Raw genomic sequence first — 24584 nt, 5'->3', positions numbered from 1 at the left:
GCTTCGGTGTCTGGGCGGTGCTCAATGAAAATAGTGTGGTGATTTACAGGCGGGGAAAGAATTGAAACGTCCATCACTGTTCAGGCTTTTGGCCGTCCTGTTAATGGTCTTCGCAAGTGGCGCCAAGGCCGAGCTGGCCTGCGACGACTTCTTGGCAAAGCTCAGCGACAAGCCCGCATTTATCGAGTTTCAGGGGTGCCAGCAGTCAGTCGATCGCCAGGGACAACCGTTCATGGCCAGCTACCAAGTCTCGGGCGCTGACGCCTCTAAAGCTGAAAAATACCTAAAGCAACAATTTGGCCTGCCCACCCTCAAGCGAGTGTGTTGCCTATGGGAATCGACGGCACATTTCTATCGAGACAAGCAGACCGACATTGGTTACTTCATCGGGATGGGCTCAGGAGAGACGCTGGTCCATGATCGGAAATCGTGGCCCGCCATCGACTACTTTTACATCAGCGTCGACGCGTATGCAGAAGATCCCTGAAACGCCTGACGATAACCGCCCGATGCAAAGCAGACTCGATCAGCCCAGTTCTTTCGGCTCAATCAAACGCGTAAGCATCTGCCGCAACCGGTCATTGGCCGGCACCTGAATCCCGAACTCGCCTTCCAGCAATCCGGTCAATTCATCCACATCCATCACTTGACGCCGCTCGCTCTCACTGCCAATCCGGTGGATCGCAAAGCTGCCGTTGTTCAGCGTCTTGCGCCACCCTTCCCCGGTACGCGCCACCATCAACTGTTTGACGAAAGACGATTCAGGATGCGTCGAGACATACCAGTTGCCGAGGGTGTAATCGATGTCTTCCTGGCGTTGCAGATCAAAGATATACATCGCCCGCCACTCATCAGCGACCTTTGCACGAAGGGTGTAGCCGTCGACATGTTGTTCGATGCGATAAGGGTCGTGAGGGGTGCACTGTTCGTCGGTGCTATCGAGCTTCAGCGGTGCGGTGGGCACCATGCCGCCAAAGCCGACGTCAGTGATGTAGCGCACGCCGTCCAGGATCACCAGGCTCAAGCGGTGGGTACGCGCCGTCCATGCACCTTCGGGCTGCCCCATCACCACGCGACCACTGATGCCGCGAGCGTCAAAACCCAATTCCTGCAGCAAGGCCAGGAACAGATTGTTCAGTTCATAGCAGTAACCACCGCGGCCCTGATGCAGGACTTTCTGCTCAATCGAAGGCAAGTCGATCAGTACCGGTTCACCCGACAATGTTGTGAGATTCTCGAACGGGAAGGCGCCAGTGTGGCGCAGTTGAAGCTGACGCAAGGTTTCCAGCGTGGGGGCGGGATGAGCGCTGAAACCCAGGTGTTGCAAATACAGATTCAGATTCTTCAGGCGTGGCTCGCTCATTGCTCAGTCCTTATGCGCAGGGCTGCGGATCACTCCGCCGATGGGCGCCATTTATAAGGGATAAAGCGCTTTGATCGACAATTGATTTAGCCAATCGCCCTCCACGTAAATATCACCTGCGCTTGCGCGTCCCCAGCCGGATCCAGGTCGGCGCATGGTCACTGGCATGAGGCTCGTTGCGCACCCAGGCATCGACGCCGGCCTCTTGCAGATACGGACTCAGCGCCGGGTTCAGCAGCAGATGATCGATGCGCAACCCGGAGTTTTTCTGCCAGTGTTGTCGAAAGTAATCCCAGAACGTGTAGAGACGATCTTCCGGGTAAAGATGCCGCAGGGAATCGGTCCAGCCCTGGTCCAGCAATCGCTGATAACACTCACGGCTCTGGGGTTGCAGCAACGCGTCCTTGAGCCAGGAACGCGTGTTGTAGATGTCCAGGTCGGTGGGCACCACGTTGTAGTCGCCGGCCAGCACCACCGGATGTTCGCTGACTTGAAGCGCCTGTGCATAACTGATCAACCGCTCGAACCACGCCAGTTTGTAATCGAATTTAGGCCCCGGCTGCGGGTTGCCGTTGGGCAAATACAGACATCCCACCAAAACCCCGTGAACCGCGGCTTCCAGATAGCGGCTCTGGGTGTCGCTGTCGTCGCCGGGCAAACCTCGACGACTCTCCAGCGGTTGCGCATCTCGGGCCAGAATCGCCACGCCGTTCCAGGAGGACTGGCCCTGCCAGATCGCGCCGTAGCCGGCAGCTTCCAGCTCGGCGGCGGGGAACGCGCTGTCGACAGACTTGAGCTCCTGCAGGCAGACAATGTCCGGTTGTTCTCGCGCCAACCACGCCAGCAGGTTGGTCAGTCGGGCCCGCAGGCCGTTGACGTTGAACGTCGCGATTCGCAAGTTTTTCATCGACCTGGGCTCCTGGCAGCGAGGTGTCTAGCGTGTGACACCGGCCTGTTGTGGTGGTTGCGCCGGCAAAGCAAAGTGCGGCGTAATAGGCGCCCAACGCCCTGCCTGATTTGCCGAGAATAGCGACATCATGGAAACCAGCCTCGAAGGCCACAGAATCATCCTGCGCCCCCTGCAATACACCGATGCCGACGCCCTGGTCGAGGCTGCCGGGGACGGCAAACTGTGGAACCTGACAGTCACCGTCGTGCCCTCTTCGACCACCGTCGACAGCTACCTGAAAAGAGCCCTTGATGGCCGCGACGCTGGAACCGTTCTGCCGTTCGTCATCGTGCTCAAGGAAACCGGCAAAGTCATCGGCTCTACGCGATTCTGGAAAGTCGACCGACTCAATCGCAAGCTCGAAATCGGCAGCAGCTGGATCGGCGCCAGTTGGCAGAAAACCTTCGTCAACACCGAAGCCAAATACTTGATGCTGCGCCATGCTTTTGAAGCACTCGATTGCGTGCGAGTGCAATTCACCACCGACGAAAACAACCAGAAGTCACGCAACGCGATCCTCAGGCTCGGCGCCCAGCAGGAAGGCATCGTGCGCCACGAGCGGATCATGCCGGACGGGCGCAAGCGCAACTCGGTGCGGTTCAGCATCATCGATGATGAGTGGCCGCAGGTTCGGCAGCATCTGGAAAAGAAGCTGGCTGAATACAACCCTCACTGACATCACAACTTAATGTGGGAGCGAGCTTGCTCGCGATGGCGGCGGTACATCCAGCATTGATGTGACTGATACACCGCTATCGCGAGCAAGCTCGCTCCCACAATAGAAATGCGTCATAGCTTGATTACCATGAACGAAAAGGAAATCGTCCCCATGCCTCTCCACTACCGTCTCGGCCATCCCGCTGATGCCCTTTGCATCAGCGGCCTCGCCACTCAGGTATTTCTCGACACCTACGCCACCGACGGCATGCGTGCCGATCTCGCGCAAGAAGCCCTGACTGTCTATGCCCCGGCGTGTTTCGAAGCACGCTTGAGCAATCCAACAACCCGATTCGTACTGGCCGAACGCGATGGCCATCTACAGGGTTTCGCCGAGATAGCTGCCAACGCCGAGGGGCCGCTTCCTTCGTTATCCGCCGGAGCGGAACTGGTTCGCTTGTATGTGCAGCGCCATGCGCACCGGCAAGGGATCGGGCAAGCGTTGCTCAGGCACGCCGAGGCGCTGACGCAGGAAACCGGGCAACCCTTCCTGTGGTTGTCAGCCTGGGTAGAAAACCACCGCGCACGGGCGTTTTACCAGGCGCAGGGCTATGAAGAAGTGGGCGTCACACACTACGAATTCGGGGGCAACGCGTATGAGAACCGGTTGTTCCAGAAACAACTAGGGGCAAAATAACCATTCGTCATCTAATCGGCACCAACGGCGCTGCCCGTCACACCAATATCAGGTAACGACTCAATTCTGGAGACGTACCATGATCACGACCAAAATCACCTCCCTGCTGCTCGCCGGCATGCTGTGCACCGCGTCGATAGCCTACGCAGCCGATGACTCCGCCGATGCAACAGGCACCAAATCGGGTGGCGTCAGTGGCTCGACGTTGCCACCCAACAGCACACCCGGCGCGCCGTCAGGCGGAAAAGAAACCAATAACGGTACTAATTCACCGAGCACCGGTTCCGGCGTCAATGGCAGCAATGGTGGCACCAGTGGCTCTGGCGCCGGTGGCGGCACCGGAGCGGCCGGTGGCGGGACGGGTGGAGCCGGCGGTGGGACGGGCAGCTGAACGCGTAAAGGCAGCTTCTGATGTCGAAGGTCGGGATCAGGGCCTGCCTATTCACCCAATCAGCGATCCGAACGCAACAATGCCTCGACGCCTCCCTCCATCGACAGCACCGCTGAACGGTTTCGTCCGGAGTGCTTGGCCTGATACAACGCCGCGTCCGCGCGCTGGATGAACACTTCGATGCTGTCGCGCCCAGTCGGCACAAATGAATAGCAACCCAGGCTGACGGTCACGTACCCGGTGGGTGAGCCGCTGTGGGTGATGTTCTTGTCCATGACACTGCGGCGAATCTGCTCGGCAATCGCCAGCGCGCCGTGAATGTCGGTGTCCGGCAGCAACGCCGCGAACTCTTCCCCACCGTATCGCACCGCGAGATCAGCCTTGCGGTGGCAGCAACTCTTCAGCGCTCGCGCTACTTCTGCCAGGCAGTGATCCCCCGCCACATGGCCGTAGGTGTCGTTGTAGCGTTTGAAGAAATCGATATCGAGCATCACCAGGCTCAGCGGGCTCGCCTGCCGGGCGCCCCGGCCGAATTCGATATCCAGCGCCCGCTCGAACAGGCGCCGGTTGGCCAGCCCGGTCAGACTGTCATGGGTGGCGATCAGCTCCAGCGCTTCCTGGGCCGTGCGCAGATCGGCTTCGATCCGCCCACCGTCACGCACCTGATGGATGAACACCCAGCCGAACAGGCCTACACCCAGCACCACCAGGGCCACAATGACACTGGATTGAAACGCCGTGGCGTACCAGTCCTTGAGAATCGCGTCCTTTGAGGAGGCCGCCGACACCACCAACGGATAGGCTTCCAACTGACGGTAGCCATACAAGCGCACCGTGCCATCGACCATCGAGCCGATCATCGCATTGCCGGAATTGGCGTTGGGCAAGTGCTTCTGGAAAATCGCACCCTGGGCCAGCGACGTACCGATCGCCGATTCCACAAACGGTCGCCGCGCCAGCAACGTGCCGTCCGTGAGCGCCAAAAACATCGATCCCTGCTCATCGATATTGAAGCTTTTGAAGAACTGGTCGAAGTACGCCATCTTGATGCCGGCCAGCAAAACGCCCTGGAAGTTACCGTCCTGGTCGTTGACGCGTTTGGTCACCGGAATGATCCATTCGCCGTTCTCACGACTGCGGATAGCCGGGCCGATGTGCGCCAGAGACGAGACGTTTTGCTGGTGGAATTTGAAGTACTCGCGATCCGACACGCCCGAGCCCCGGGGCAGGTCCTGGAACGAGGTCACGACCCATTGCCCCTGTTTGTCGAACAGGAAAATCCCGTGCAATTGATGCAACGCCTGCACCCGTCGGGCAAAGGTTTTTTGCAAGCGCGGCAACTGGGTCGGGTCGTAGCCGTCGGCCTGAATCCAGTCCGCCAGGCTGGTCAATACCAGATCAGCCTTCATGAACGTGTCTTCAGCCTGCTGCGCCATGGCCCGGGTAAGGTTCGACGACGCGACTTCTGCCAATGCCAGATCATGGCGCCGCGACTGCTCCAGTTGCAGGTACAGCAAACCACACAGGCACAGGCACACCGCCGCGATAAAAAACGCCGCTGCCTTGAGCAAAGGCAAGCGTTTCAGTGCGCCGGGGGCGTGGTGCGAGTCATGAATGGGGATAGGCAAAAGTGCTTCCTGGAGGGCACGGCACGGGCAAAGGCCCAAAGCCCTTATTTTTTGTGAGCTTAGTCTACGGGGTCGTCCGGGGCCAATGGGAAATCCCTGTCTGCTAGGATCACAGACCTGTCCCGCAGGTTTACCCATGGAGGAAAACATGAGTGCTCAGTCTCACCCGGTCGCCATCAACACCGCCGTTTTCGATCTCGGTAATGTACTTATCCGCTGGAACCCCAGAAACCTTTACAAAAAATTGTTCGGCGACGACGTCGAGGCGATGGAAACCTTCCTGACGGAGGTCTGCCACACCGCCTGGAACGAACAACAGGACAAGGGTCGGACCTGGCAGGAAGCGATCGAGGAAGCCATCGCCCGGCATCCGAGCCAGGAAGCGCTGATCCGCGCCTACCGCGAACGCTGGGAAGAAACCCTCGACGGCGCCATCGAAGAAACCGTGACCATTCTTGATGAACTGCATGCCAACGGTATCCGACTGCTGGCGTTGACCAACTGGTCCGCCGAAACCTTCCCGATTGCCCTTGAGCGTTTTGAGTTCTTGCAGCGATTCGAAGGGATTCTGGTGTCGGGTGCCGAGGGCGTGATCAAGCCTTCGCCGGAGATTTTCCAGTTGTTGGCGTCACGTTATGACGTTGATTGCAGTCGTGCGGTGTTTATTGACGATCACCGGCCGAACATCGATGGGGCGCAGCGTGAAGGGTTTCATGCGATCCAGTTCTTCGATGCGGCGCAACTGCGCAAGGATCTGGTGGCGCTGGGGTTGCCGGTTCACGCAGGCTGACATTGGGAATACCGCATTCGCGAGCAAGCCCGCTCCCACATTGGATCTTCAGTGAACACAAATTTTGTGTACGACACAGATCCAATGTGGGAGCGGGCTCGCTCGCGAAGAGGCCCTCCCGGTCACCGCAAAACCTACCGGGCCAACCGCCGCATCGCACTCTGCAAATGCGCCCGCGCACTCTCAGCATCCCCCAATCGCATCTGCTCATAAGCCCGCTGGGCAATCTCATGAGGTACAGGCTTGAGCTCGCGCTGGGTCGCCATGGCCAGTAACTGCACTTGGGCGGCACGCTCCAGGTAATACAAATCATCCCAGGCCTCGGCGATCGTCGGCCCGCAAACAATCACCCCGTGATTCTTCAAAAACAGAATATCGGCATCCCCCATCACGCTGGCAATCCGGTCGCCTTCGGATTCATCAAGGGCCAGACCGTTGTAGTCCTCATCCACCGCCGTGCGCCCGTAAAACTTCAGTGCCGTTTGCCCCAGCCACAGCAACGGCGGACCTTGCAGCAAACACAAAGCCGTGGCGTTGGGCATGTGGGTGTGAAACGCCACTCTCACCCGCGGCAGTTGTTTATGCAGTCGGGCATGGATGTAGAACGCGGTCGCCTCGGGCTGCCCATTACCTGCTACGACATTGCCGTGGAAGTCGCAGACCAACAGGTTCTCGGCGCTGACCTCGGCAAACGCATAGCCATAAGGGTTCACAAAAAACAGATCATCGCGCCCCGGCACCATGGCCGAAAAGTGATTGCAGATGCCCTCCTCCAAACCGTGCTGCGCAGCCAGTTGAAAGCACGCCGCGAGTTCCGTGCGGGCAATGATGGCGGCCTCCGAATCCAGATTCAGGTCGGTGTAGCGCACCGGGCGGGAACCGCCTGCAAGGGTGTGTGCCATAACGACTCCGTGAGTTACCAGCCAAGTGAAGTGAACAACGGCACGACCTGATCCAGCGTGCTCAAGATCGCATCGGGTCGATAGTCCGGCAGCAATTGCCGACCGGTACCGCGGTCGATCCAGACGCAGCGAAACTGCATGTCCCGGGCGGCGGTGTGATCCAGTGTCGGACTGGCGCAAATATGCACCACCTGATCACGCCGCACGCCAAGTTGTTCATGAGCGTAGTCAAACAACCTTGGATTGGGCTTGTAAGCGCCAGCCTGTTGCGCCGTGATGACCCGATCAATATGCCCACCGAGTTGCGCAACGTTGCCGGCGATGATGTCGTCATCGGTGTTGGACACGATGCACAACTTGAAACCCATGGCCTTCAGCCGAGCCAGTGTCTCAATCACCTCGGGAAACGGCGGCATCCGCGGAATCGCTGCGGCCAACCGTTGACTGTCTTCGGGAAGACTCGCCAGCCCCAACTCTTCCAGGGCGAGTTGCAAACCCTGGGTGCTCAATTGGCGAAACGAACGGTGCGGCGGGATTTGCTCAAGGCGATGTTCATGCCGGTCGTACACCGCAATCAGGCGATCGACATCGACCGAGTGATCGCCCTTGTCCTGCAAAATCTCGGCAACCACGGCTTTCAGGCCTTCATCCCACTGAATCAGCGTGCCGTAACAATCGAAGGTCAGCCATTCGGGGCGCGGGGTGTGCTGGAGAGTCATGAGCATTTCCTCTGAGGTGAGAGCTTCAGCTTATGAGCGCTTGGTGATAGTGTGAAATTAAATCTATACCGCAACCTCAGTTGAAAATCGAATATCAGGAGACCCTGCCATGCTCGACCTCGAATTGCTCAAGAGCTTCGTCTGTGTGGTCGACGAAGGCAGCTTCACCCGCGCTGCAGAACGTGTGCACCGGACCCAGTCCACCGTCAGCCAACAACTGAGAAAACTGGAAGAGCTGATCGGTCACCCGTTGCTGATTCGCGACCGCACCGGGCAAAACGTCAGCGTCACCGAACATGGCGAACGGCTGCTTGGCTATGCCCGGCGCTTGTTGGCGCTGTCGTCGGAGGCGGTGCAGGCCCTGGCCAGCGATGTCGACCTGGAGATCCTGCGCCTCGGCGTGCCGGAAGACTTCGATGCCCGACGCATGGCCGTGCTTCTCGCTGGATTCAGCCAGGCCCGACCACATGCACGACTGGAAACCATCAGCGGCATGAGCCTCGACCTCAAGCAGAAACTCGATGCTGGTGACATCGACATCGCCCTGATCAAACGCGAACCGGACAGTGGTCCGTGTTGGGCGTCCTGGCCGGAAGTGTTGGTGTGGGTGAAAGGTGCGGGAGTGGATTCGGCTAATGGAGTGTTGCCGTTGGCGCTGTTTCCGCAGGGATGTATTTACCGGCAACGGGCGACTCGCTTGCTGGATGTGGCGCAGCGGCCTTGGCGCGTGGCATTCGGCAGCCATAGCCTGACCGGGATTCAAGCGGCGGTGGCTTCGGGATTGGGGGTTTCCGTGTTGCCGGAGTCGGCGGTGTTGCCCGAGCATACGGTGTGTACGGATTTGCCGGAGCTGCCGCCATCGGAATTGGCACTGGTCAGTCGTGAGGGCACGTTGACCGGGTTGCAGCGTGGGTTGGTGGAGTTTTTGCGGGAGGCGTTGAGCGGTACTGTCAGCCAATCAAAGATTTGAACAACCGTAATCCTGTGGGAGCGCGTTTGCCCCCACAGGTGCTGCGTTTTAACTGAGCGATTTCAGCGCGACGGCGGAACCCGAATATCCCCGTCACGACACGAAGTCTTCACGCCTTTCCCACACGCCCCAAACCCCAGGTCCTTGCCCATGCACACCCGCACTTCCGACAACTCGGGGCCATTGCAGATCACCGCGATACCGTCCGCCGCAATCCCGGGATTGCTCTGGCGGAACAGGTTGACGATTTCCTGGGCCTGGAAGTAGTGGGTGCTGCTGAAGGGTTGCAGTTGCTCCGGAATCTTCACCGCACCGACGGCTTTGTCCGCCGCGTCCAGATAACCCGAGGCGCCCAGGCCGCTGCAAGTGCCGTGTTTGGCCCACTCGTGTTCAAGCAGCTTCGGTGTCGGGAACAACGTCAGCCCTTGCGTTCGTTCGGCAGGTGACAACGCCACAATCGGCGGGCACGACTCCGGCCAGCCGCCCTTGGCGTATTGCGGCCAGAGGCCGTGCAGCACAAAGCCGTAGCCTTTGCCGGAGCATTGCGCGTCGTCTTTGTGGGTCAGGCAGAACGTTGGCGACCAGGACAGCGTCAGCAAGTAGTAATCGAATACCCCCGCCACCGACTCGGCCTGGGGTTTACCCTGCTGTGATTGCCGAGCGGCGCTCAGGCCGATATTGCCGAAGGTGATCGCGAGGATTGCGATGACTGCGTAAAGCTTCTTCATATACCCACTCCTTGGGGATAGTGCCTGGCCGGATATCGGCCAAGGGATGGTTTTGCCATGCAGGTGTTTCAATCGCATGACGCAAGGCAAAACGTGCATTACCTTGAAGGACTACGATCACACTTACATCACGACAGGGAATCGACATGAGTAAGGCAGACGAGCTCGCCGCAAAACTGAGAGAAACCCGGCAAACCGGCGTCGACGCGACCACCGGCACCGATCAGGCGATCGACAGTTGGCCGGGCCAGGTTTACGCAATGTATCACCAGATCGAAGCCTGGCTGAAGCCACTGCTGGAGGCGGGCCTGAGCATCCGGCGCAATCCCACCCATGTGTTCGAGCGCCACCCGAACGGCGCGACCTATGCCTACGCCATCGACCAGTTGGTGATTGAAGGCAACCACCACAACATCACCTTCGTCCCGATCGTGCGCTTCACCGCTGACGGCGAAGGCCGGGTCGAGATTCACCTCAAAGGCAAAGAGATACCCTTGCTGCGAACCGTGAACGAGCACGGCGAAACCCAGTGGTGGTTACAGTCGATCGAGCAATCCGGGCAGCAACCGGATGCGGTGGCGCTGACCGAAGTGAATCTGCTGTCGGTGATCCAGGAAGGGCTTGATCTCTAAGCCTCGCCACCTATCCCTGTGGGAACGAGCCTGCTCGCGAAAGCGCAGTGTCAGTCACCGTCAATGCCGGATGTGACGGCCTCTTCGCGAGCAGGCTCGCTCCCACAGGAGATCAGCGTTCATTACTGGCTGACCACAATCTTCCCGATCATCTGCGGGTGCAGCGCACAGAAATACTCAAACTCCCCCGGTGTGTTGAACACGTAGGAAAAGCTGTCGTTGGTATCCAGCGCCCCTGAGCGAAACACCTTGTGGGTTTCCGCCACCGTGTGCGGGATCTGATCGTCGTTCACCCACGTTACTTTAGTCCCGACGGCCACGGTCATGTCCTTGGGCCCGAACATGAATTCCTTGATATCGATTTTCACGTCCTGAGCCCACACCGGCATGGACAGCATCAGGCAAACCACAGCCAACAGTCGCGTTTTCATCTAAGCACCCTCCCCTAAACCAGTGTCGAATCGATCAGCGCCAGCGGATGCTCGCCCTGCGTCGCGCGCACATCGGTGATCCCCAGATAATTGCGCAGTTGATCCGCCGCCACCGTCATCGGCCCCGGTGCCGGCGCCGTACCCGGTGCGGGCTGTGGATAAGCCGTGCCGCGAGCGGTGTGGAAGGTGATGTTGCCTTCGACCTTCTGAATGACCTGATGGATATGCCCGTTCAACACCGTCACCGAGCCGTACTTGCGCAGCATGGCAATCGCCTGGTCGCCGTCCTCGGTGCCCCAGCCCCACGGCTGATAAATCGTCCACAACGGAATATGGGTAAACACCACAATCGGCGTGCTGGTAGTCACGGCGCGCAAATCGTCGGCCAGCCAGGCCAGTTGATCGGCGCCAAGAGTCGCCTCATGCCCGGCCTGGAAGTTGAAGACATTCACCAGCGCAATGAAATGCACACCATGATCATCGAAGCTGTACCAGCCATTGCCTTTGGTGCCCTTGCCATAACGTTCCAGGTAGAGCTTGCCGCCGCCCTCGTCGAGGGTGTCGTGCTCGCCCGGCACGTAGTGCACGGTGGACGGCAGGCCCTTGAGCATTTGTGCGGCGGTATCGAACTCTTCGGCTTTGGACAGGTGGGTGATATCGCCGGTGTGCAGGATCAGCGAAGGCCGTTTAGGCAACGCGATGACCCTGTCGATAGCCACCTGCAATGTCTTCAGCGGTTCCGGGTTGGCCTCCTTGTTGAAGCCGATGTGCGAGTCGCTGATCTGCACAAAATGGAAAGTGCTGTCTAACGCCTTGGGATCGGTAACGTTGCCGGAACTGTCCAGCGCAAACGCCCGCGGAATACCGCCGCTCAAGGCCCAGATCACACCTGCCCCGGCCCACGCCGAGCACTTGAGCAGCGTCCGGCGGTCGGGGTTCAGCGGGCCGTCGGTGCGGCGTTGATGTTTTGATTGAATGTCCATCGGTATGCCCTCGCTGGCGGACTACAGTGATGTAGCTGACACGAGATACAACCGGGTAGGACGAGTCTTTATTCCGCGTCGAAAAATATTTTTTTTCCTGGGAATAAAACACCGTGAATCACAGTTACAGGAGTGGGACGGTGCGGGAAACACTATGAAGCGATTTGAGGAACTGTTTGCGCCCCACATGGACGCGGCCTATAACCTCGCGCGCTGGCTCACCGGTAACGACAGCGCCGCGCGCGATGTCGTGCAGGAAAGTGCGCTGCGCGCCTTTCGGTTTTTGCACCGCTTCGCCGATGGCAATCCGAAAGCCTGGTTTTTGACCATCGTGCGTAACGAAAGCTACACCTGGCTCAAGGCATCGGCCGGCCACCGTTGGGTCACCATCGGCGATGAACTCATCGACGACGAACCGGCGCTGAGCCACAGCCAAACCCCGGAACTGCTGGCCATTCACACCGAAAACAGGTTGCTGATCCAACAAGCCCTGTGTGCCCTGCCGCCGGTGTTTCGCGAGGTCATTATTCTGAAGGAACTCGAAGACATGCCCTACAAGGACATCGCCCTGGTGGTCGACATCCCCATCGGCACTGTCATGTCGAGACTGGCTCGCGCCCGCGCCATGCTCAAACTCGAACTACTGAAGTTGCACGATCATGAATGAACTCGACTGCACGGTTTGCCAGACACTGATTCATGGCTATCTGGACAAGGAATTGGACACGGCAAAGGCTGCGAGCGTGGCTGAGCATGTGGCCGGATGTGCCGAGTGCGCGCAGTTGCTTGATGAGGCGCAGTTACTGACGGTCAGTGTGAAACGGCACGCGCCGTACTACGCGGCACCAGCATCGTTGAATGCCAACGTATTTGCCGCTGTGACGCCACCGATCAGCGCTGTCGAGCGCTGGCGAAAATGGTTCGCTCCTGCGTTTTCAGCGGCGGCGCTGGCCTTGGCGATGGTGCTATTTGTGGCGACGCCTGGCAGTGAACAACCGCTGATGGATGAGGCGGTGTCGAGCCATGTTCGCTCATTGATGGGTGAGCATTTGAATGATGTGGTTTCTTCCGACCGACACACCGTGAAGCCCTGGTTCACCGGCAAACTCGACTTCTCGCCACCGGTGTTCGATTACTCGGCGCAAGGGTTTCCACTGCTGGGTGGACGGCTGGATTATCTGCAACATCAGACTACTGCTGCACTGACCTACGGAAGGGCCAAGCACATCATCAACGTATTTATCCTGCCGACGACTGAGACGGACAAACCGCCGCAAACGCGGTCGATTCGTGGTTTCAACGTGGTGTCGTGGGAAGCGAATCACATGCGGTTTGTGATGGTTTCGGATGTGGAGAAAGGTGAGCTAGAGACGCTCGGTCAGTTGCTCAGGAATGGCGCCTGAGGCGAGTCCCCACCGTAGGAGCTGCCGAAGGCTGCGATCTTTTGATTGTTAAGATCAAGATCAAAAGATCGCAGCCATCGGCAGCTCCTACAGGGGCCGTTATAACCGGCCTTGCCCCGCCGCTGCTTGCAAATCCAGCGCCGGTAACTTCACCGGCAAATTCAGCGCCTTCAACACTGGGTCATCGTAGCCATACACATCCGGTTTAAACGCCACTCGTCCATTGTTGCCCATGTCTACTGTCCAATACGCCAACAGCACCGGCACTTTGACCGGCAAGCGAATGTTTTCAGTCTTGCCATTGGCCAGTTGCTTTTGAATCCCGGCGCTGTTCCAGCGCACCGGATCGTTGAACAGCAGCTCTACCAACTGCAACGGATTCTCTACCCGGATACAGCCCGAACTGGTGGCGCGAACATTCTTCGCAAACAAGTCACGGTGCGGCGTGTCGTGCAGGTAAATCGCGTAGTCATTGGGGAAGCGGATAACCACCTGACCCAACGAGTTTTCCGGCCCTGCGTCCTGGCGCAAGGTAATGCCCCGAGGGTTGCTCCAGTCGATGGTCGACGGATCGAGCACATTCCCTTCCCGGTCCAGCGGACGTATACGGTTGGCACTGAGGTAATTCGGGTTGCTCAGTATCTTCGGCAAAACATCTTCTTTCAGAATCGTCGGCGGCACGGTCCAGGTAGGGTTGAACGTGACGTATGTAATCTCGGCCTGAAAGATTGGCGTACTACGAAACGGTTTACCAACCTGCACCCGGGAACGCCATACAGGCAGACCATCGCGATACAGCGCGACCTTGTACCCGGCAATATCGACTATGACAAAAGTGCCTTGGAGCTTGTAAAGCAGCCAACGTGCCCGCTCCATGTTCACCCGCACCTGATCGATACGCGCTTGCACCGGCACGTTCAACGCCGCGAGAGTCGTCGCTCCGGCCACGCCATCCGCGCCCAGGTATTGCTCGGTTTGATACTTCTTCACGGCGGCGATCACGGCATCGTCGTAATCATTGTTTTTGCTGTGCTTGGAGTCCAGATAACCACCCGCCGCCAAACGCGCGCGCAGCTGCGCCACTGCGGCACCGTCCATCCCGGGCTTGAGCGACTGCCCTGCGGCAACCTTCGGCCAGCCGCCACGGTCGCGAATTATGCGCAACTGCGCCAGCGCCTCACGCAAACCGACATACACCGCCTCTTGCGGCGGCGCCTGCGCAAAGGCGCGCGCAACGTCATGGGTGTCCAGCGCGGTGAAAAAGTTATTCACGTCGTCTCGGGGATCGGCGCCGGTAATGTCGAAGTTCCAATGCATGTCCAGCCGCGAAGGATCGACCTTGCCCCGGCGCAACTGCAGCAATGCCGTGAGATAAGTGCGGGTGGCCGCAAGGTCGAAAGCTGCTTGCTGTGCAGGGGTTGGCGACGTGTTCTGCATCGACGCTTGGGCCATGGCCAAATCATCGCCACGAAAGTCTGCGGGCTCCAGGCCATCGATTTGCGTGTCGTTGAGGCTTTTCAACAACTGAGCGACATCGTCAGGATTGGTCCAGGCTGCCCGAAATTGGCGATGGGTATAGAAATCCAGGACCACTCGGTTAACGTCGATGCGCTGATGACGCGGCCGCGTCTGCAATGGCGGAAACGCCGAGATCAACGGTTCCAAAACGGAATGAATCTCTTGGGCGACGTTATCGTCGGGTATTGCCTCAATCATGCTGATCGACGGATTTTCCGGCGCAATCGGCGAAGTTTCAGCGAAGGCCGCGCCGCTGATCAGAAAGCCCATAAAAAACACATGGCTTATGACGAATAACCTTGATAGTTGCCTCATGGATAATCCTTAATCTCGTGCGTTCAGCACTTGTCGTTTGCCCTGCTAAACTCGAAATAACTTAATGAGACATCTCTATGGCGCTAAACCGCTTTGGCTTTCTATGCTCGGCCCTATTGCTGACGGTAACCTCAATACCCTTAGCGTACGCCGATTCGCTTGCCGCCGCCCTCGCCAAAGCGGCCCCCGGTGCTAACGCCAACGTCATTGGTCTGGCCGTACGCGCCTCCCAATGCAGCATCGCCCAAGGCGCAGCCCCCGTCCAAAGGCTTGCCGTCATCGATTACTCCCTGCCTTCGACCGAACAACGCCTGTGGGTGTTCGATTTGAAGAAACGCAAATTGCTATTTCATGAACTGGTCGCCCACGGTCGCAACAGCGGCGAAAACATGGCGGTCAACTTCTCCAACCAGAACGAAAGCTTTGCCACCAGCCTTGGCTTATACCGCACCCAGTCGAGTTATGTCGGGCAGAATGGCTATTCGTTGCGCATGGAAGGGCTGGAGCCAGGATTCAACGACAATGCGTTTGATCGAGCGATCGTGATTCACGGCGCGCCCTACGTCAGCCCGAAATTGGCGCGGATCAACGGGCGTATAGGTCGCAGCCTGGGATGCCCCGCGGTACGGCCAGCTATTGCGCATCGGTTAATTGATTCGATGAAGGACGGTCAGTTGTTGTTTTCTTACTATCCGGATCAGCGGTGGTTGAAGACTTCTTCGTTTGTTAATTGCGGGAGTGGGACGGTGGCGGGTGTTTCGGGGCTGAAGACTACTCGTTAAACCGATAGCCTGCGTGTCTATGACTTTGACTCTGGAACAGCAAAACAGGGCGCATAGCATTGGCAGCCGGGTTCGACGCATTGTCGATAGGCTGAAAATCGCTTGGTTGCGGGATACCCATGAGTACATCCGCAGGGGAATTCTGAAGCCTGTATAACCGTCAGACGTGATTAATAAACCATTTCCACACGGATTCAAGGATGAAAAAACTGATCGCTGTTGCCCTGCTGTTTTTGTTGGGCATGTTGAACATCGGGTACTACGAAGCACTTGAAGACGGCGACGTCGAGACGATCCCCTTCATCAAAAAACGGCCTACCTTGCAAATTAAGTTTCACAACATCCACGCCAATGACGGCGACACGCGAAAAGTGGAGCGCCTGACAGATGAACAGCGGGAGTGGATTATTGATTACTGCCTATATCGATTAGGGATAGAGACCGAACTGAAAACGCAGGATGACGTTGAGAGGTGTAGCAAAAAATAAGTGTTCCACGCAGCACCTCGTTAATAGCGAAAACCCGGCAGACTCAATCCTGATAAACTCCCCACCCCCAAGCCCCACCGATTCCAGATACCCCAATGCCCCCAATCACCGCTACACCTGCCCCACTCTCCCGCCGCTTCTCCGTTGCGCCGATGATGGATTGGACTGATAGGCACTGCCGCTTTTTCCTACGCCTACTCTCCAAACACGCCCTCCTCTACACCGAGATGGTCACCACCGGTGCGCTGCTCAACGGCGATCACGACCGCTTCCTCCGCCACAACGAAGCCGAGCACCCGCTCGCCCTGCAACTCGGCGGCAGCGTTCCCTTGGACCTGGCGGCCTGCGCACGCATGGCCCAGGACCACGGTTACGACGAAGTAAACCTTAACGTCGGTTGCCCAAGTGATCGGGTGCAGAACAATATGATCGGCGCGGTGTTGATGGGGCATCCGCAGTTGGTGGCTGATTGTGTGAAGGCGATGCGCGATGCAGTGTCGATTCCGGTGACGGTGAAGCATCGGATCGGGATTAACGGGCGGGACAGTTACGAGCAGTTGTGTGATTTCGTCGGCACGGTTCGGGACGCAGGCTGCACGAGTTTTACGGTGCATGCGCGGATTGCGATTCTGGAGGGGTTGTCGCCAAAGGAGAATCGGGACATTCCGCCGTTGCGCTATGACGTGGCGGCACAGTTGAAGAAAGATTTTCCGGAGTTGGAGATTATTCTCAACGGCGGAATCAAGACGCTGGAAGCCTGCCACGAGCATTTGCAGACGTTTGACGGTGTGATGCTGGGTCGTGAGGCGTATCACAATCCTTATGTGATGGCTGAGGTGGATCAGCAACTGTTCGGCAGCACGGCGCCGGTGATCACTCGGGCCGAGGCACTGGCGCAGTTGCGGCCTTATATTGCGGCGCACATCGACGCCGGTGGTTCAATGCACCACATCACTCGGCATGTGCTGGGGCTGGGCACCGGATTTCCGGGGGCGCGCAAGTTTCGGCAGTTGTTGTCGGTGGATATTCACAAGGCGAAAGAGCCTTTGGTGTTGCTGGATCAGGCAGCGGAGTTGCTTGAGGGGCGTTAGCGGTCGCTCGGGTTGAACCTGTGCCCCGATTTGGCATCGTATTTACCGATACCACGCCCCACCATTCAAACATCCGTTTTCAGGATGTTGCCATTGGGGCCATCGATACGCACACACGCCCTTGAGTGGCTGTCAGCGCTCGGGTAATGTCATCAGACCCATAGGACAGAGCACGCCCATGACTTCCAAGCTGGAACAACTCAAACAAATCACCACCGTCGTTGCCGATACCGGCGACTTCGAAGCAATCGCTCGCGTTAAACCCGTGGACGCTACCACCAACCCTTCCCTGCTGCTCAAAGCGGCGGCCATTCCCGGTTATGCCGAGCTGCTGAACGCCTGCGTTCACGACTGCAGAGGCGATGTGGGCCTGGCCAGCGACCGTTTTGGTGTCGCGGTAGGGCAAGAAATCCTGAAAGTGGTCCCTGGCCGTATTTCCACCGAAGTGGATGCACGTCTTTCGTTCGACACTGACGCCGTATTGAAGCGCGCGCACCGTCTGATCGAGCTGTACGACAAGGCCGGCATTGGCCGTGACCGCGTACTGATCAAGATCGCTTCCACTTGGGAAGGTATCCGTGCCGCCGAGATCCTGGAAAAGGAAGGCATCCAGACCAACCTGACCCTGCTGTTCTCCTTCGCTCAGGCTGCGGCTTGCGCTGACGCGGGCGTGTTCCTGATTTCGCCGTTCGTGGGTCGCATCTACGACTGGTACAAGAAAGCCAACGGCAACGACTACACCGGCGCGGATGATCCGGGCGTGCAGTCGGTGACGCGTATCTACAACTACTACAAGGCCAATGACTACAAAACCGTAGTGATGGGCGCGAGCTTCCGTAACCTGAATCAGATCGAGCAACTGGCCGGTTGTGATCGCCTGACCATCAGCCCGGATCTGCTTGAGAAGCTGGCGGCGGATAACGGTAAGCTTGAGCGTAAATTGGCGCCTGGGCACACCGGCGAAGCGCGTTTGAGCTTGAATGAAGCGCAGTTCCGCTGGTTGTCCAACGAGGATGCAATGGCGACCGAGAAACTGGCTGAAGGTATTCGTCAGTTTGCTCGCGACCAGGAGAAGCTTGAGGCTCTACTGCAAGCCAAGCTGTGATCTAGTTCCGCGTAACGCAAAAAGGGCGAACCTGATAGGTTCGCCCTTTTTTGTGTGTGCCGAGTCGTGGGACTGGACTGGCTTCGCGCTGACGGATGTGGAGGTCGTAGGGACGCCTTCGCGGGCAAGCCTCGCTCCTACAGTTTTGCGTCGTTCAAATGACCGCGCCCCGCCAAAATCCCCCTGTAAGAGCGAGGCTTGCCCGCGAAGGCGCCAGCGCGAGCTACATCATCTTAGGGATCAATGCCGCTCTAAAGCATTCACCAGATCATGAAACGCTTCACGATTGGAGTCATTCAGGCCCATGAGGATCTTGTGTGCTTCGAGCACTTTGATCCGCACCACTTCCTCGGACTGATCCTGGTCTGGCAGGTCGGTCAGGCATTCAGGGCATGGGATCGGGCGGTCAACAATGTTGAACACTTGCTCGAAGCCCATGGACTGCAGCAGACGGGTGATGTCTTCGTGGGTGGTGACGACGGTCGGCAGCAAGCCGACCTTCTGCCGCGACAGGATCGACAGTTTGGCCAGTAGGCCCAACGTGGTGCTGTCGATGCTGCGGGTTTCGGTCAGGTCGATCACGATCGCATTGAAGTTCAACGCCGTGAAGATACGCTCAATAGTCGCATCCAACGCCGAACACAGGGTCAGGCGAACTTCACCGACGAACTTCAGGACGAAGGTGCCATCCTGCTCGGCGAACTGGATTCTACCGGTACTCATTAAAGATTCCTGCTCAACACCAACAGGGCGATATCATCCGGCATCTCCCCTAGCGTGGCCAATCCAAAAACCTGCCGCAGCCCATCCAGGGTGCCGCCCGCAGCCTTGACCCGTTGGGGCAACGCCGCTTCTTTCTCTTTGAGTGTGGGTTCTGGCAAAAGGTCCAGAATGCCATCAGACATCAGCGTCAGGCTGAACGTCGGAGGCAATTCCATCACGTGGTCTTCATAGGTGGCTTCGTTGAAGAGACCCACCGGCAGACCACGCCCTTCCAGATAACGAACACTGTCTAGCGTGTACAACACAGGCAACGGCAAATGACCGCCGATGCTATAGGTCAACAAACCTGTCTCCTCGTCGATGACACCACCGACCATTGTGACGTGTTTACCCAGCTTACAACTGATCAGGCCTCGGTTGATATGACCAAGCACCTCTGAAGGCTTGAATTCTGGCAACGTGCCATTGCGCTTGGATTCGAACAGCAAGCGGGTGGTCATGAACTTCAGCAGCACTGTGACGAACGCTGAAGAGGCGCCATGACCGGAAACGTCCGCCAGATAGAAGGCTACCCGACGCTCGTCGACCCTGAAGTAGTCGACGAAATCACCCGACAGGTACAGCGACGGGATGATCTGGTGAGCAAACTGGAACTCGTCGATGGTCCAGGGGCTGACCGGCAGCATGTTCATCTGCACCTGGCGACCGGCGTTCTGGTCTTCCTGGAGCAGGTTCAGGCTGGCTTCGAGTTCGCGGTTGGCCTTTTCGAGCTTGTCGCGGTAGCGCTGGTTTTCCAGCAGCAGGCGCGCCCGATCCAGGGCCCGGCGCACAGAGTGCTCGAGCACAGCCAGATCTTCGAGAGGCTTGATCAGGTAATCCGCCGCGCCCAGGCGCAAGGCCTCGACCGCATCGTTCATCACGCCGGCGCCCGACACCACGATAACCGGGGTTTGCGGCGACAGCTCGGTGACCTGGCGAATGAGTTCGAGCCCGCCCATCTGCGGCATGCGCAGATCGCAGATGACCAAGTCGGGCTTGTCTTGCTCGAATACCTGAAGACCCTGCTGGCCATTGCTGGCTTGCAGGACACTGAAACCACTGTCTTCCAAATAGGCGGCGAGGCTCGCGCGCACTACTTCGTCATCATCGATTATCAGCAGCGTGGCACTGGTTTTTGGCATGTGGGCAAACGGCGCCAGAATTAGGTTGGCGTAGCAGGCAGGGGTTTTATCCCGGCTCACACTACTGGATTCGCTTTCTAGCCTCTCTGTTGCACTGTTATCGAGCATTTGCCCTACACACAGGTCTACCAGAGGTGCCCTTCTAAGGCGCAGACGGTACTCCCATCCGCGGGGCGTTTCAAGCTCACGCCGATGGTCGCTTGACGTCTTTACTTCTCAAATCACCGGGAGTTATAAGAACAGGCAAAACCGGAACCTAATGGAAGGATCGAGCCCATGAGTCAAACCGATCGGGACTACAGCGAAAAGCGCGATTTCATCCGCATGCGAGTCGATGCCGATGTCTCGCTGATTCACGAGGGCGATGAGGTGCCAGCCGTCTGCATCGACCTTTCCAGCAGTGGCATGCAGGTCGAGGCGCCGCGCTTGTTCAAGGTCGGGGACCGGCTCAGTGTGCGGATCGATTCCGATCACGCGGCCCTCAAGGGGCTTGAGGCCGATACCGAAGTGGTGTGGGTGAAGGAACAGGACGGCAGCAGCCAGAAACTCGGGCTTACAATCTTGAAGATGAAATAACCTGGATCCATAACTGAAGAAGGCGGCCTAATGGCCGCCTTCTTCGTTTTACCGCGCTGAATCAGAAATCGTCTTCGACGTGGCCATCTTTGACTTTAAATTCGCGGTTCTGCAGGTAGGCATTGCGGATGAAGATGTACTTGTCGCCGTTGATCAACTTCTCAGCCGACAACAGGCTGGCACGGGTGTCGACGATATTCAGGCCGAATACCGAGTTACGCACCGGCACGTCGTTGATGTACGGGTACGGGCCGGTGTAGCTGTCAACGAGCTTGGACGGCGCATCACGCAAGGTGCTTGGGCCGAGCAATGGCAGCATCACGTACGGACCACTGCCGACACCCCAATAGCCGAGGGTCTGGCCGAAATCTTCATCGCTGCGTTGCAGGCCCATCTTGGTGCCCACATCGAAGAAGCCCAGCACACCGAAGGTGGTGTTGAAGATCAGGCGAGCAGTGTCGACGCCTGCAGCGGCCGGTTTAGCCTGCAGGATGTTGTTGGCCAGGTTGGTGACGTCACCGACGTTGCGGAACATGTTGTGAATGCCGTCTTCCACGAACTGCGGCGTCACGAACTCATAGCCCTGTGCAATGGGCTTCAGCGCGTAGGTATCGACGAAATCGTTGAACTGGTAAATCGGGCGGTTGACACTTTCCCAAGGATCATCTTCCGAAGCCGCCTGAGCGGCAAACGGAACCAGCAACACGCTGGCACACACACATAGCTGAGCGAGTTGATTGCTCCAGCGCATAGAAAACTCCTTGGATTGTACTGGCGCGGGCGCGCGGCCCAAGCGTTAAGTCCGCTAGTATAAGACGGAAAGCCAGTTTAGGCAGCACCCTAACAGTCTCCCTGCCAATGTTGCCAAATGACTGTGAGCGATTCACATCAATGTCACTCAACTGTCACTGTCCTCCCATAGCCTTGTCGCTATTTCAGGGACGTTGATATGCCGCATGCCGAAGCCTTGCCCGACGCCGCACCCAGCCTGACCGCCGTGCTGTTCGGCCTCAGTGGTTGCCTGGTGGATTTCGGCGCCCGCACGCGCCAGCCCGGTGCGCCCTGCGCCGAACATGCCGAAGTCACCCCCGGCGCCCTGGATATCTTGCGTAGTTTGCAGCGGTTGCAGATTCCTTGCGCTTGGCTCGATGAACTCCCCCCTGCCCTCAGCCACACCCTGGCCGCGGGCCTGCCGGCGTGGATCAAACCTTCGCAACATCCGGCAACAAACAATCCATGGCCAGCCCCGAACGCCTGCTGGCAAGCCTTGATGGCATTGAATGTGGAGCGTCTGGACGGTTGTGTACTGGTCAGCGGCGAGCCGCGATTGCTGCAAGCCGGGCTCAATGCTGGGTTGTGGACCATTGGCCTGGCGTCCTGCGGCTCATTGTGCGGGCTGGCGCCGAATGAATGGCAAGCCTTGAGTCAAAAGGACCGCGAACAACTGCGTGGCAAGGCGACAGTGCAACTGTTTGGCCTCGGGGTTCATTCGGTGATCGATCACCTTGGCGAGCTCGACACCTGCCTGGCAGACATCAGCCTGCGCCGGCTCAAGGGTGAAAAGCCCTGACAGAGATCATGCAGGTTGCCCGTGAGTGGATTAATCTAAAGGTCAGCCATAGACCTTTGGCGTGCTGCTGCGGTCTATGCCAGTGCCTATCGATAAAAGGAAGAACGCCATGCCTGCCCGCGAACTGCAAGAACAGCTCAATACCCTGCGCGAGCAATTGGAACAGAATCCGCCGCTCAACGAAGACGAGCGCCAAAATCTGCACGACCTGATGCAACAGATCGAACTCGAGCTTGAGCTGGAAACCAAAACCAAAGACTCGAACCTCGCCGATGGCGTGAACCTGGCCGTCGAACGCTTCGAACTCGAACACCCCGCCATTGCCGGCACTCTGCGCAACATTGTGCAGACGTTGGGCAATATCGGGATCTGAACCCGCCAGATGCAAAAAAGCCCTGCTAGCGATAGCGGGGCTTTTTCATATCCGGCGTTGAAATCAAAAGATCGCAGCCTTCGGCAGCTCCTACAGGGAAATGCATTCCAATGTAGGAGCTGCCGAAGGCTGCGATCTTTTGATCCTGATCTTATTGACGGACCAAACGATGGTTCGGCAGCTGGACCGTTTCGGTGCTGCGATACGGGTTGATATCCAACCCACCGCGACGCACATACCGCGCATACACCGTCAATTTCTCCGGTTTCAGCAACCGTTGCAGGTCGAGAAAGATCCTTTCCACGCACTGCTCATGGAAGTCTGAGTGCTGGCGAAAGCTCACGATGTACTCCAGCAAACTCGCGTGATCCAGCGCCGCGCCACGGTATTCCACTGCCACGCTGCCCCAGTCCGGCTGACTGGTGACCGGGCAATTGGATTTGAGCAAATGGCTGTGCACAGCCTCTTCGACAATCCGCGAATCATCGCAACGCAGCAATTCCGGGCGCGGGTGCTCGTAGTTGCTGACGCTGATGTCCAGCTCATCGATGCACACGCCCGGCAAGGCCACGACGCCTTCGGCCTCGACATCCTTCAAGCTGCGAATCCGCACGCCGACCGGCTTACCGGCAGCCGCCGACAGGTCTTTCACCAACACGGCTTCAAGGCTCGCGGTGTCGGCAAACGGCGTCTGGTTCAGAGAATTGAGGTACAGCTTGAATGACTTGGATTCGATGATGTTCGGCGAATCCGCCGGAATGCTGAATTCACCGATCGCCACCACAGGCTTGCCCGATGGCAGCAGCCACGACAGCTCGAAGCAGTTCCAGAAGTCCACGCCTTTATACGGCAGGGTGTCCGCCGTCAGGCCCAGCTCGGCCCATTTCGCGGTACGCGGGATCGGGAACAGCAAGGACGGCGTGTAGGTGGCGATGTATTCGCTGGATTTGCCCAGCGGCGAATGTTCGGCTGCGGGATGCATGGCGGAAACCTGACTGAAGAATCAGCGGATTCTATCAGCCTTTGCGCCCGCCTTTGAGTGCTTACTGACTGACAGTCAGTTTGCCGACCATTCCCGCCTGATAGTGACCCGGGATGTTGCAGGCGAACTCCAGGCTGGTGGCCTTGGTGAACGTCCAGGTCAGCTCGGCGGTTTTGCCCGGCGGCACCAGCACGCTGTTGGGGTCGTCGTGCTTCATGCCGTGATCCATTCCGGCCATCGAACCGTGGTCCATTTCCTTCATTGCTGTAGGTGTCAGCATGCCGCTTTGCTGCATCTTCACCATTTCCTGCTGGTGCGCGGCATGCATCGCCGCGTCGCCGAGGTTGAATTCGTGCAGCAACTGGCCTTTATTCACCAGCACAAAACGAATTGTCTCACCGGCCTTGATATCGATGGCCTTCGGATCGAAGGACATATCGCCCATTACCACTTCCACGCTACGGCCAGCCTTGGCCGCCGGGGCCGGTTGACCGAAGTCGTAGGTCTGCGCGGGCGAAGCCTCCAGCCCAAAGCTCAGCGCCAGCAAACACGCAGCCAGCACCAGACGATTGCGCAAAAACATAGTCGTACTCCAACAAGATAAGGTTCAGCCTGTGGAAAACTCTAAACTGACACG

Annotated in this window: 30 protein-coding genes; 16 read left to right on the top strand and 14 right to left on the bottom strand. The window is 58.1% G+C overall.

Translation table 11 applies throughout. The annotated features are described in order from the left end of the window. Positions 1-61 precede the first annotated feature (61 nt). Positions 62-487 carry a DUF4952 domain-containing protein gene (locus ACWIKB_RS25190; RefSeq protein ID WP_475270215.1) on the top strand — a complete coding sequence of 142 codons (426 nt, stop codon included), beginning with the start codon at positions 62-64 and terminating at the stop codon, positions 485-487. A gap of 39 nt (positions 488-526) precedes the next feature. Here the strand turns inward: ACWIKB_RS25190 and ACWIKB_RS25185 are convergent, their stop codons facing one another. Both ACWIKB_RS25185 and xth read right to left on the bottom strand, forming a co-directional pair. Then, on the bottom strand, positions 527-1363 hold the full coding sequence (locus tag ACWIKB_RS25185; RefSeq protein WP_475270214.1) for an arylamine N-acetyltransferase family protein: 837 nt from the start codon (positions 1361-1363) through the stop codon (positions 527-529). A 112-nt stretch (positions 1364-1475) separates the two neighbouring features. Beyond that, positions 1476-2270 (bottom strand): exodeoxyribonuclease III, encoded by a 795-nt coding sequence (gene xth / locus ACWIKB_RS25180; RefSeq protein ID WP_475270213.1) that lies wholly within the window; start codon positions 2268-2270, stop codon positions 1476-1478. Positions 2271-2400: 130 nt separating this feature from the next. Between xth and ACWIKB_RS25175 the strand changes: the two genes are divergently transcribed. From ACWIKB_RS25175 to ACWIKB_RS25165, 3 genes are all read left to right on the top strand, one after another. Then, positions 2401-2988, top strand: coding sequence for a GNAT family N-acetyltransferase (locus tag ACWIKB_RS25175; RefSeq protein WP_475270212.1), 588 nt, complete (start codon positions 2401-2403; stop codon positions 2986-2988). A 153-nt stretch (positions 2989-3141) separates the two neighbouring features. Further along, a complete protein-coding gene (locus tag ACWIKB_RS25170) occupies positions 3142-3666 on the top strand; it encodes a GNAT family N-acetyltransferase (RefSeq protein ID WP_475270211.1) in 525 nt (174 codons plus the stop codon). Positions 3667-3745: 79 nt separating this feature from the next. Continuing rightward, positions 3746-4057: a hypothetical protein gene (locus ACWIKB_RS25165; RefSeq protein WP_475270210.1), complete on the top strand. Its 312-nt coding sequence runs from the start codon at positions 3746-3748 to the stop codon at positions 4055-4057. Positions 4058-4116: 59 nt separating this feature from the next. On the opposite strand, the gene ACWIKB_RS25160 is transcribed toward ACWIKB_RS25165, so the two are convergent. Next, positions 4117-5685, bottom strand: a complete 1569-nt coding sequence (locus ACWIKB_RS25160; protein ID WP_475270209.1) for a sensor domain-containing diguanylate cyclase — start codon at positions 5683-5685, stop codon at positions 4117-4119. 148 nt (positions 5686-5833) lie between these two features. Between ACWIKB_RS25160 and ACWIKB_RS25155 the strand changes: the two genes are divergently transcribed. After that, positions 5834-6475 (top strand): HAD family hydrolase, encoded by a 642-nt coding sequence (locus ACWIKB_RS25155; RefSeq protein ID WP_475270208.1) that lies wholly within the window; start codon positions 5834-5836, stop codon positions 6473-6475. A 134-nt stretch (positions 6476-6609) separates the two neighbouring features. Here ACWIKB_RS25155 and ACWIKB_RS25150 read toward each other — a convergent pair whose 3' ends face one another. Continuing rightward, complete coding sequence (locus ACWIKB_RS25150) at positions 6610-7377, bottom strand: aldolase (protein ID WP_475270207.1); 768 nt, start codon at positions 7375-7377, stop codon at positions 6610-6612. A gap of 14 nt (positions 7378-7391) precedes the next feature. Further along, entirely contained in the window at positions 7392-8096 is a 705-nt protein-coding gene (locus tag ACWIKB_RS25145; protein ID WP_475270206.1) for a haloacid dehalogenase type II, read from the bottom strand. Positions 8097-8205: 109 nt separating this feature from the next. On the opposite strand from ACWIKB_RS25145, the gene ACWIKB_RS25140 reads away from it, so the two are divergent. Beyond that, positions 8206-9066, top strand: a complete 861-nt coding sequence (locus ACWIKB_RS25140) for a LysR substrate-binding domain-containing protein (protein WP_475270205.1) — start codon at positions 8206-8208, stop codon at positions 9064-9066. 62 nt (positions 9067-9128) lie between these two features. On the opposite strand, the gene ACWIKB_RS25135 is transcribed toward ACWIKB_RS25140, so the two are convergent. Next, positions 9129-9794 (bottom strand): ribonuclease T2 family protein, encoded by a 666-nt coding sequence (locus ACWIKB_RS25135; protein ID WP_475270204.1) that lies wholly within the window; start codon positions 9792-9794, stop codon positions 9129-9131. Between the two features lie 146 nt (positions 9795-9940). Between ACWIKB_RS25135 and ACWIKB_RS25130 the strand changes: the two genes are divergently transcribed. Continuing rightward, the gene (locus tag ACWIKB_RS25130) at positions 9941-10426 is read left to right on the top strand and encodes a hypothetical protein (RefSeq protein WP_475270202.1); all 486 of its coding nucleotides are present in this window, start codon (positions 9941-9943) and stop codon (positions 10424-10426) included. A gap of 122 nt (positions 10427-10548) precedes the next feature. Here the strand turns inward: ACWIKB_RS25130 and ACWIKB_RS25125 are convergent, their stop codons facing one another. Continuing rightward, entirely contained in the window at positions 10549-10857 is a 309-nt protein-coding gene (locus tag ACWIKB_RS25125) for a cupredoxin domain-containing protein (protein ID WP_475270200.1), read from the bottom strand. A gap of 14 nt (positions 10858-10871) precedes the next feature. Then, positions 10872-11840 (bottom strand): metallophosphoesterase family protein, encoded by a 969-nt coding sequence (locus tag ACWIKB_RS25120; protein WP_475270198.1) that lies wholly within the window; start codon positions 11838-11840, stop codon positions 10872-10874. 154 nt (positions 11841-11994) lie between these two features. Between ACWIKB_RS25120 and ACWIKB_RS25115 the strand changes: the two genes are divergently transcribed. Next, positions 11995-12507 carry a sigma-70 family RNA polymerase sigma factor gene (locus ACWIKB_RS25115; RefSeq protein ID WP_475270196.1) on the top strand — a complete coding sequence of 171 codons (513 nt, stop codon included), beginning with the start codon at positions 11995-11997 and terminating at the stop codon, positions 12505-12507. Continuing rightward, positions 12500-13243, top strand: a complete 744-nt coding sequence (locus ACWIKB_RS25110; protein WP_475270194.1) for an anti-sigma factor family protein — start codon at positions 12500-12502, stop codon at positions 13241-13243. Before ACWIKB_RS25115 ends, ACWIKB_RS25110 begins: the two co-directional genes overlap by 8 nt. Positions 13244-13342: 99 nt before the next feature. Here ACWIKB_RS25110 and ACWIKB_RS25105 read toward each other — a convergent pair whose 3' ends face one another. Beyond that, complete coding sequence (locus ACWIKB_RS25105) at positions 13343-15076, bottom strand: L,D-transpeptidase family protein (RefSeq protein WP_475270192.1); 1734 nt, start codon at positions 15074-15076, stop codon at positions 13343-13345. 77 nt (positions 15077-15153) lie between these two features. Between ACWIKB_RS25105 and ACWIKB_RS25100 the strand changes: the two genes are divergently transcribed. From ACWIKB_RS25100 to tal, 4 genes are all read left to right on the top strand, one after another. After that, positions 15154-15858 (top strand): murein L,D-transpeptidase catalytic domain family protein, encoded by a 705-nt coding sequence (locus ACWIKB_RS25100; RefSeq protein WP_475270190.1) that lies wholly within the window; start codon positions 15154-15156, stop codon positions 15856-15858. Between the two features lie 200 nt (positions 15859-16058). After that, a complete protein-coding gene (locus ACWIKB_RS25095; protein ID WP_475270188.1) occupies positions 16059-16346 on the top strand; it encodes a hypothetical protein in 288 nt (95 codons plus the stop codon). A gap of 95 nt (positions 16347-16441) precedes the next feature. Then, positions 16442-17437, top strand: a complete 996-nt coding sequence (gene dusA / locus ACWIKB_RS25090; protein WP_475270187.1) for a tRNA dihydrouridine(20/20a) synthase DusA — start codon at positions 16442-16444, stop codon at positions 17435-17437. 178 nt (positions 17438-17615) lie between these two features. Beyond that, complete coding sequence (gene tal, locus ACWIKB_RS25085) at positions 17616-18542, top strand: transaldolase (RefSeq protein ID WP_475270185.1); 927 nt, start codon at positions 17616-17618, stop codon at positions 18540-18542. A 240-nt stretch (positions 18543-18782) separates the two neighbouring features. Here the strand turns inward: tal and rssC are convergent, their stop codons facing one another. Both rssC and rssB read right to left on the bottom strand, forming a co-directional pair. Next, a complete protein-coding gene (gene rssC / locus ACWIKB_RS25080) occupies positions 18783-19265 on the bottom strand; it encodes an anti-sigma factor antagonist RssC (protein ID WP_007935262.1) in 483 nt (160 codons plus the stop codon). After that, complete coding sequence (rssB, locus tag ACWIKB_RS25075; RefSeq protein WP_475270182.1) at positions 19265-20446, bottom strand: two-component system response regulator RssB; 1182 nt, start codon at positions 20444-20446, stop codon at positions 19265-19267. Before rssB ends, rssC begins: the two co-directional genes overlap by 1 nt. Before the next feature lie 276 nt (positions 20447-20722). On the opposite strand from rssB, the gene ACWIKB_RS25070 reads away from it, so the two are divergent. Continuing rightward, a complete protein-coding gene (locus tag ACWIKB_RS25070; protein WP_054054242.1) occupies positions 20723-21022 on the top strand; it encodes a PilZ domain-containing protein in 300 nt (99 codons plus the stop codon). A 61-nt stretch (positions 21023-21083) separates the two neighbouring features. On the opposite strand, the gene ACWIKB_RS25065 is transcribed toward ACWIKB_RS25070, so the two are convergent. Continuing rightward, positions 21084-21773, bottom strand: a complete 690-nt coding sequence (locus ACWIKB_RS25065; protein ID WP_475270179.1) for an MlaA family lipoprotein — start codon at positions 21771-21773, stop codon at positions 21084-21086. Between the two features lie 198 nt (positions 21774-21971). Between ACWIKB_RS25065 and ACWIKB_RS25060 the strand changes: the two genes are divergently transcribed. Both ACWIKB_RS25060 and ACWIKB_RS25055 read left to right on the top strand, forming a co-directional pair. Then, positions 21972-22592 carry an HAD family phosphatase gene (locus tag ACWIKB_RS25060; protein WP_475270177.1) on the top strand — a complete coding sequence of 207 codons (621 nt, stop codon included), beginning with the start codon at positions 21972-21974 and terminating at the stop codon, positions 22590-22592. 109 nt (positions 22593-22701) lie between these two features. Next, complete coding sequence (locus ACWIKB_RS25055; RefSeq protein ID WP_403022263.1) at positions 22702-22965, top strand: DUF4404 family protein; 264 nt, start codon at positions 22702-22704, stop codon at positions 22963-22965. A 151-nt stretch (positions 22966-23116) separates the two neighbouring features. Here ACWIKB_RS25055 and queF read toward each other — a convergent pair whose 3' ends face one another. Further along, a complete protein-coding gene (gene queF / locus ACWIKB_RS25050) occupies positions 23117-23947 on the bottom strand; it encodes an NADPH-dependent 7-cyano-7-deazaguanine reductase QueF (RefSeq protein WP_475270174.1) in 831 nt (276 codons plus the stop codon). Between the two features lie 61 nt (positions 23948-24008). Continuing rightward, positions 24009-24530: a copper-resistant cuproprotein CopI gene (gene copI / locus ACWIKB_RS25045; RefSeq protein WP_475270172.1), complete on the bottom strand. Its 522-nt coding sequence runs from the start codon at positions 24528-24530 to the stop codon at positions 24009-24011. Positions 24531-24584 lie beyond the last annotated feature (54 nt).

This window comes from Pseudomonas sp. 5Vm1k, assembly GCF_056161485.1.
Note: the sequence above shows the minus strand (reverse complement) of the source record. Positions and strands in the feature narration are given on the sequence as shown.

What these genes read in the sequence shown, in the direction of transcription:
- ACWIKB_RS25165 (WP_475270210.1), top strand. Translation starts at nt 3,746, where the DNA reads ATGATCACGACCAAAATCACCTCCCTGCTGCTCGCCGGCATGCTGTGC.
- ACWIKB_RS25110 (WP_475270194.1), top strand. Translation starts at nt 12,500, where the DNA reads ATGAATGAACTCGACTGCACGGTTTGCCAGACACTGATTCATGGCTAT.
- copI (WP_475270172.1), bottom strand. Translation starts at nt 24,530, where the DNA reads ATGTTTTTGCGCAATCGTCTGGTGCTGGCTGCGTGTTTGCTGGCGCTG.
- ACWIKB_RS25140 (WP_475270205.1), top strand. Translation starts at nt 8,206, where the DNA reads ATGCTCGACCTCGAATTGCTCAAGAGCTTCGTCTGTGTGGTCGACGAA.
- ACWIKB_RS25175 (WP_475270212.1), top strand. Translation starts at nt 2,401, where the DNA reads ATGGAAACCAGCCTCGAAGGCCACAGAATCATCCTGCGCCCCCTGCAA.
- ACWIKB_RS25185 (WP_475270214.1), bottom strand. Translation starts at nt 1,363, where the DNA reads ATGAGCGAGCCACGCCTGAAGAATCTGAATCTGTATTTGCAACACCTG.
- queF (WP_475270174.1), bottom strand. Translation starts at nt 23,947, where the DNA reads ATGCATCCCGCAGCCGAACATTCGCCGCTGGGCAAATCCAGCGAATAC.
- xth (WP_475270213.1), bottom strand. Translation starts at nt 2,270, where the DNA reads ATGAAAAACTTGCGAATCGCGACGTTCAACGTCAACGGCCTGCGGGCC.
- ACWIKB_RS25135 (WP_475270204.1), bottom strand. Translation starts at nt 9,794, where the DNA reads ATGAAGAAGCTTTACGCAGTCATCGCAATCCTCGCGATCACCTTCGGC.
- ACWIKB_RS25170 (WP_475270211.1), top strand. Translation starts at nt 3,142, where the DNA reads ATGCCTCTCCACTACCGTCTCGGCCATCCCGCTGATGCCCTTTGCATC.
- rssB (WP_475270182.1), bottom strand. Translation starts at nt 20,446, where the DNA reads ATGCCAAAAACCAGTGCCACGCTGCTGATAATCGATGATGACGAAGTA.
- ACWIKB_RS25065 (WP_475270179.1), bottom strand. Translation starts at nt 21,773, where the DNA reads ATGCGCTGGAGCAATCAACTCGCTCAGCTATGTGTGTGTGCCAGCGTG.
- rssC (WP_007935262.1), bottom strand. Translation starts at nt 19,265, where the DNA reads ATGAGTACCGGTAGAATCCAGTTCGCCGAGCAGGATGGCACCTTCGTC.
- ACWIKB_RS25130 (WP_475270202.1), top strand. Translation starts at nt 9,941, where the DNA reads ATGAGTAAGGCAGACGAGCTCGCCGCAAAACTGAGAGAAACCCGGCAA.
- ACWIKB_RS25150 (WP_475270207.1), bottom strand. Translation starts at nt 7,377, where the DNA reads ATGGCACACACCCTTGCAGGCGGTTCCCGCCCGGTGCGCTACACCGAC.
- ACWIKB_RS25095 (WP_475270188.1), top strand. Translation starts at nt 16,059, where the DNA reads ATGAAAAAACTGATCGCTGTTGCCCTGCTGTTTTTGTTGGGCATGTTG.
- ACWIKB_RS25055 (WP_403022263.1), top strand. Translation starts at nt 22,702, where the DNA reads ATGCCTGCCCGCGAACTGCAAGAACAGCTCAATACCCTGCGCGAGCAA.
- ACWIKB_RS25145 (WP_475270206.1), bottom strand. Translation starts at nt 8,096, where the DNA reads ATGACTCTCCAGCACACCCCGCGCCCCGAATGGCTGACCTTCGATTGT.
- ACWIKB_RS25105 (WP_475270192.1), bottom strand. Translation starts at nt 15,076, where the DNA reads ATGAGGCAACTATCAAGGTTATTCGTCATAAGCCATGTGTTTTTTATG.
- ACWIKB_RS25115 (WP_475270196.1), top strand. Translation starts at nt 11,995, where the DNA reads ATGAAGCGATTTGAGGAACTGTTTGCGCCCCACATGGACGCGGCCTAT.
- dusA (WP_475270187.1), top strand. Translation starts at nt 16,442, where the DNA reads ATGCCCCCAATCACCGCTACACCTGCCCCACTCTCCCGCCGCTTCTCC.
- ACWIKB_RS25100 (WP_475270190.1), top strand. Translation starts at nt 15,154, where the DNA reads ATGGCGCTAAACCGCTTTGGCTTTCTATGCTCGGCCCTATTGCTGACG.
- ACWIKB_RS25155 (WP_475270208.1), top strand. Translation starts at nt 5,834, where the DNA reads ATGAGTGCTCAGTCTCACCCGGTCGCCATCAACACCGCCGTTTTCGAT.
- ACWIKB_RS25070 (WP_054054242.1), top strand. Translation starts at nt 20,723, where the DNA reads ATGAGTCAAACCGATCGGGACTACAGCGAAAAGCGCGATTTCATCCGC.
- ACWIKB_RS25125 (WP_475270200.1), bottom strand. Translation starts at nt 10,857, where the DNA reads ATGAAAACGCGACTGTTGGCTGTGGTTTGCCTGATGCTGTCCATGCCG.
- ACWIKB_RS25120 (WP_475270198.1), bottom strand. Translation starts at nt 11,840, where the DNA reads ATGGACATTCAATCAAAACATCAACGCCGCACCGACGGCCCGCTGAAC.
- tal (WP_475270185.1), top strand. Translation starts at nt 17,616, where the DNA reads ATGACTTCCAAGCTGGAACAACTCAAACAAATCACCACCGTCGTTGCC.
- ACWIKB_RS25060 (WP_475270177.1), top strand. Translation starts at nt 21,972, where the DNA reads ATGCCGCATGCCGAAGCCTTGCCCGACGCCGCACCCAGCCTGACCGCC.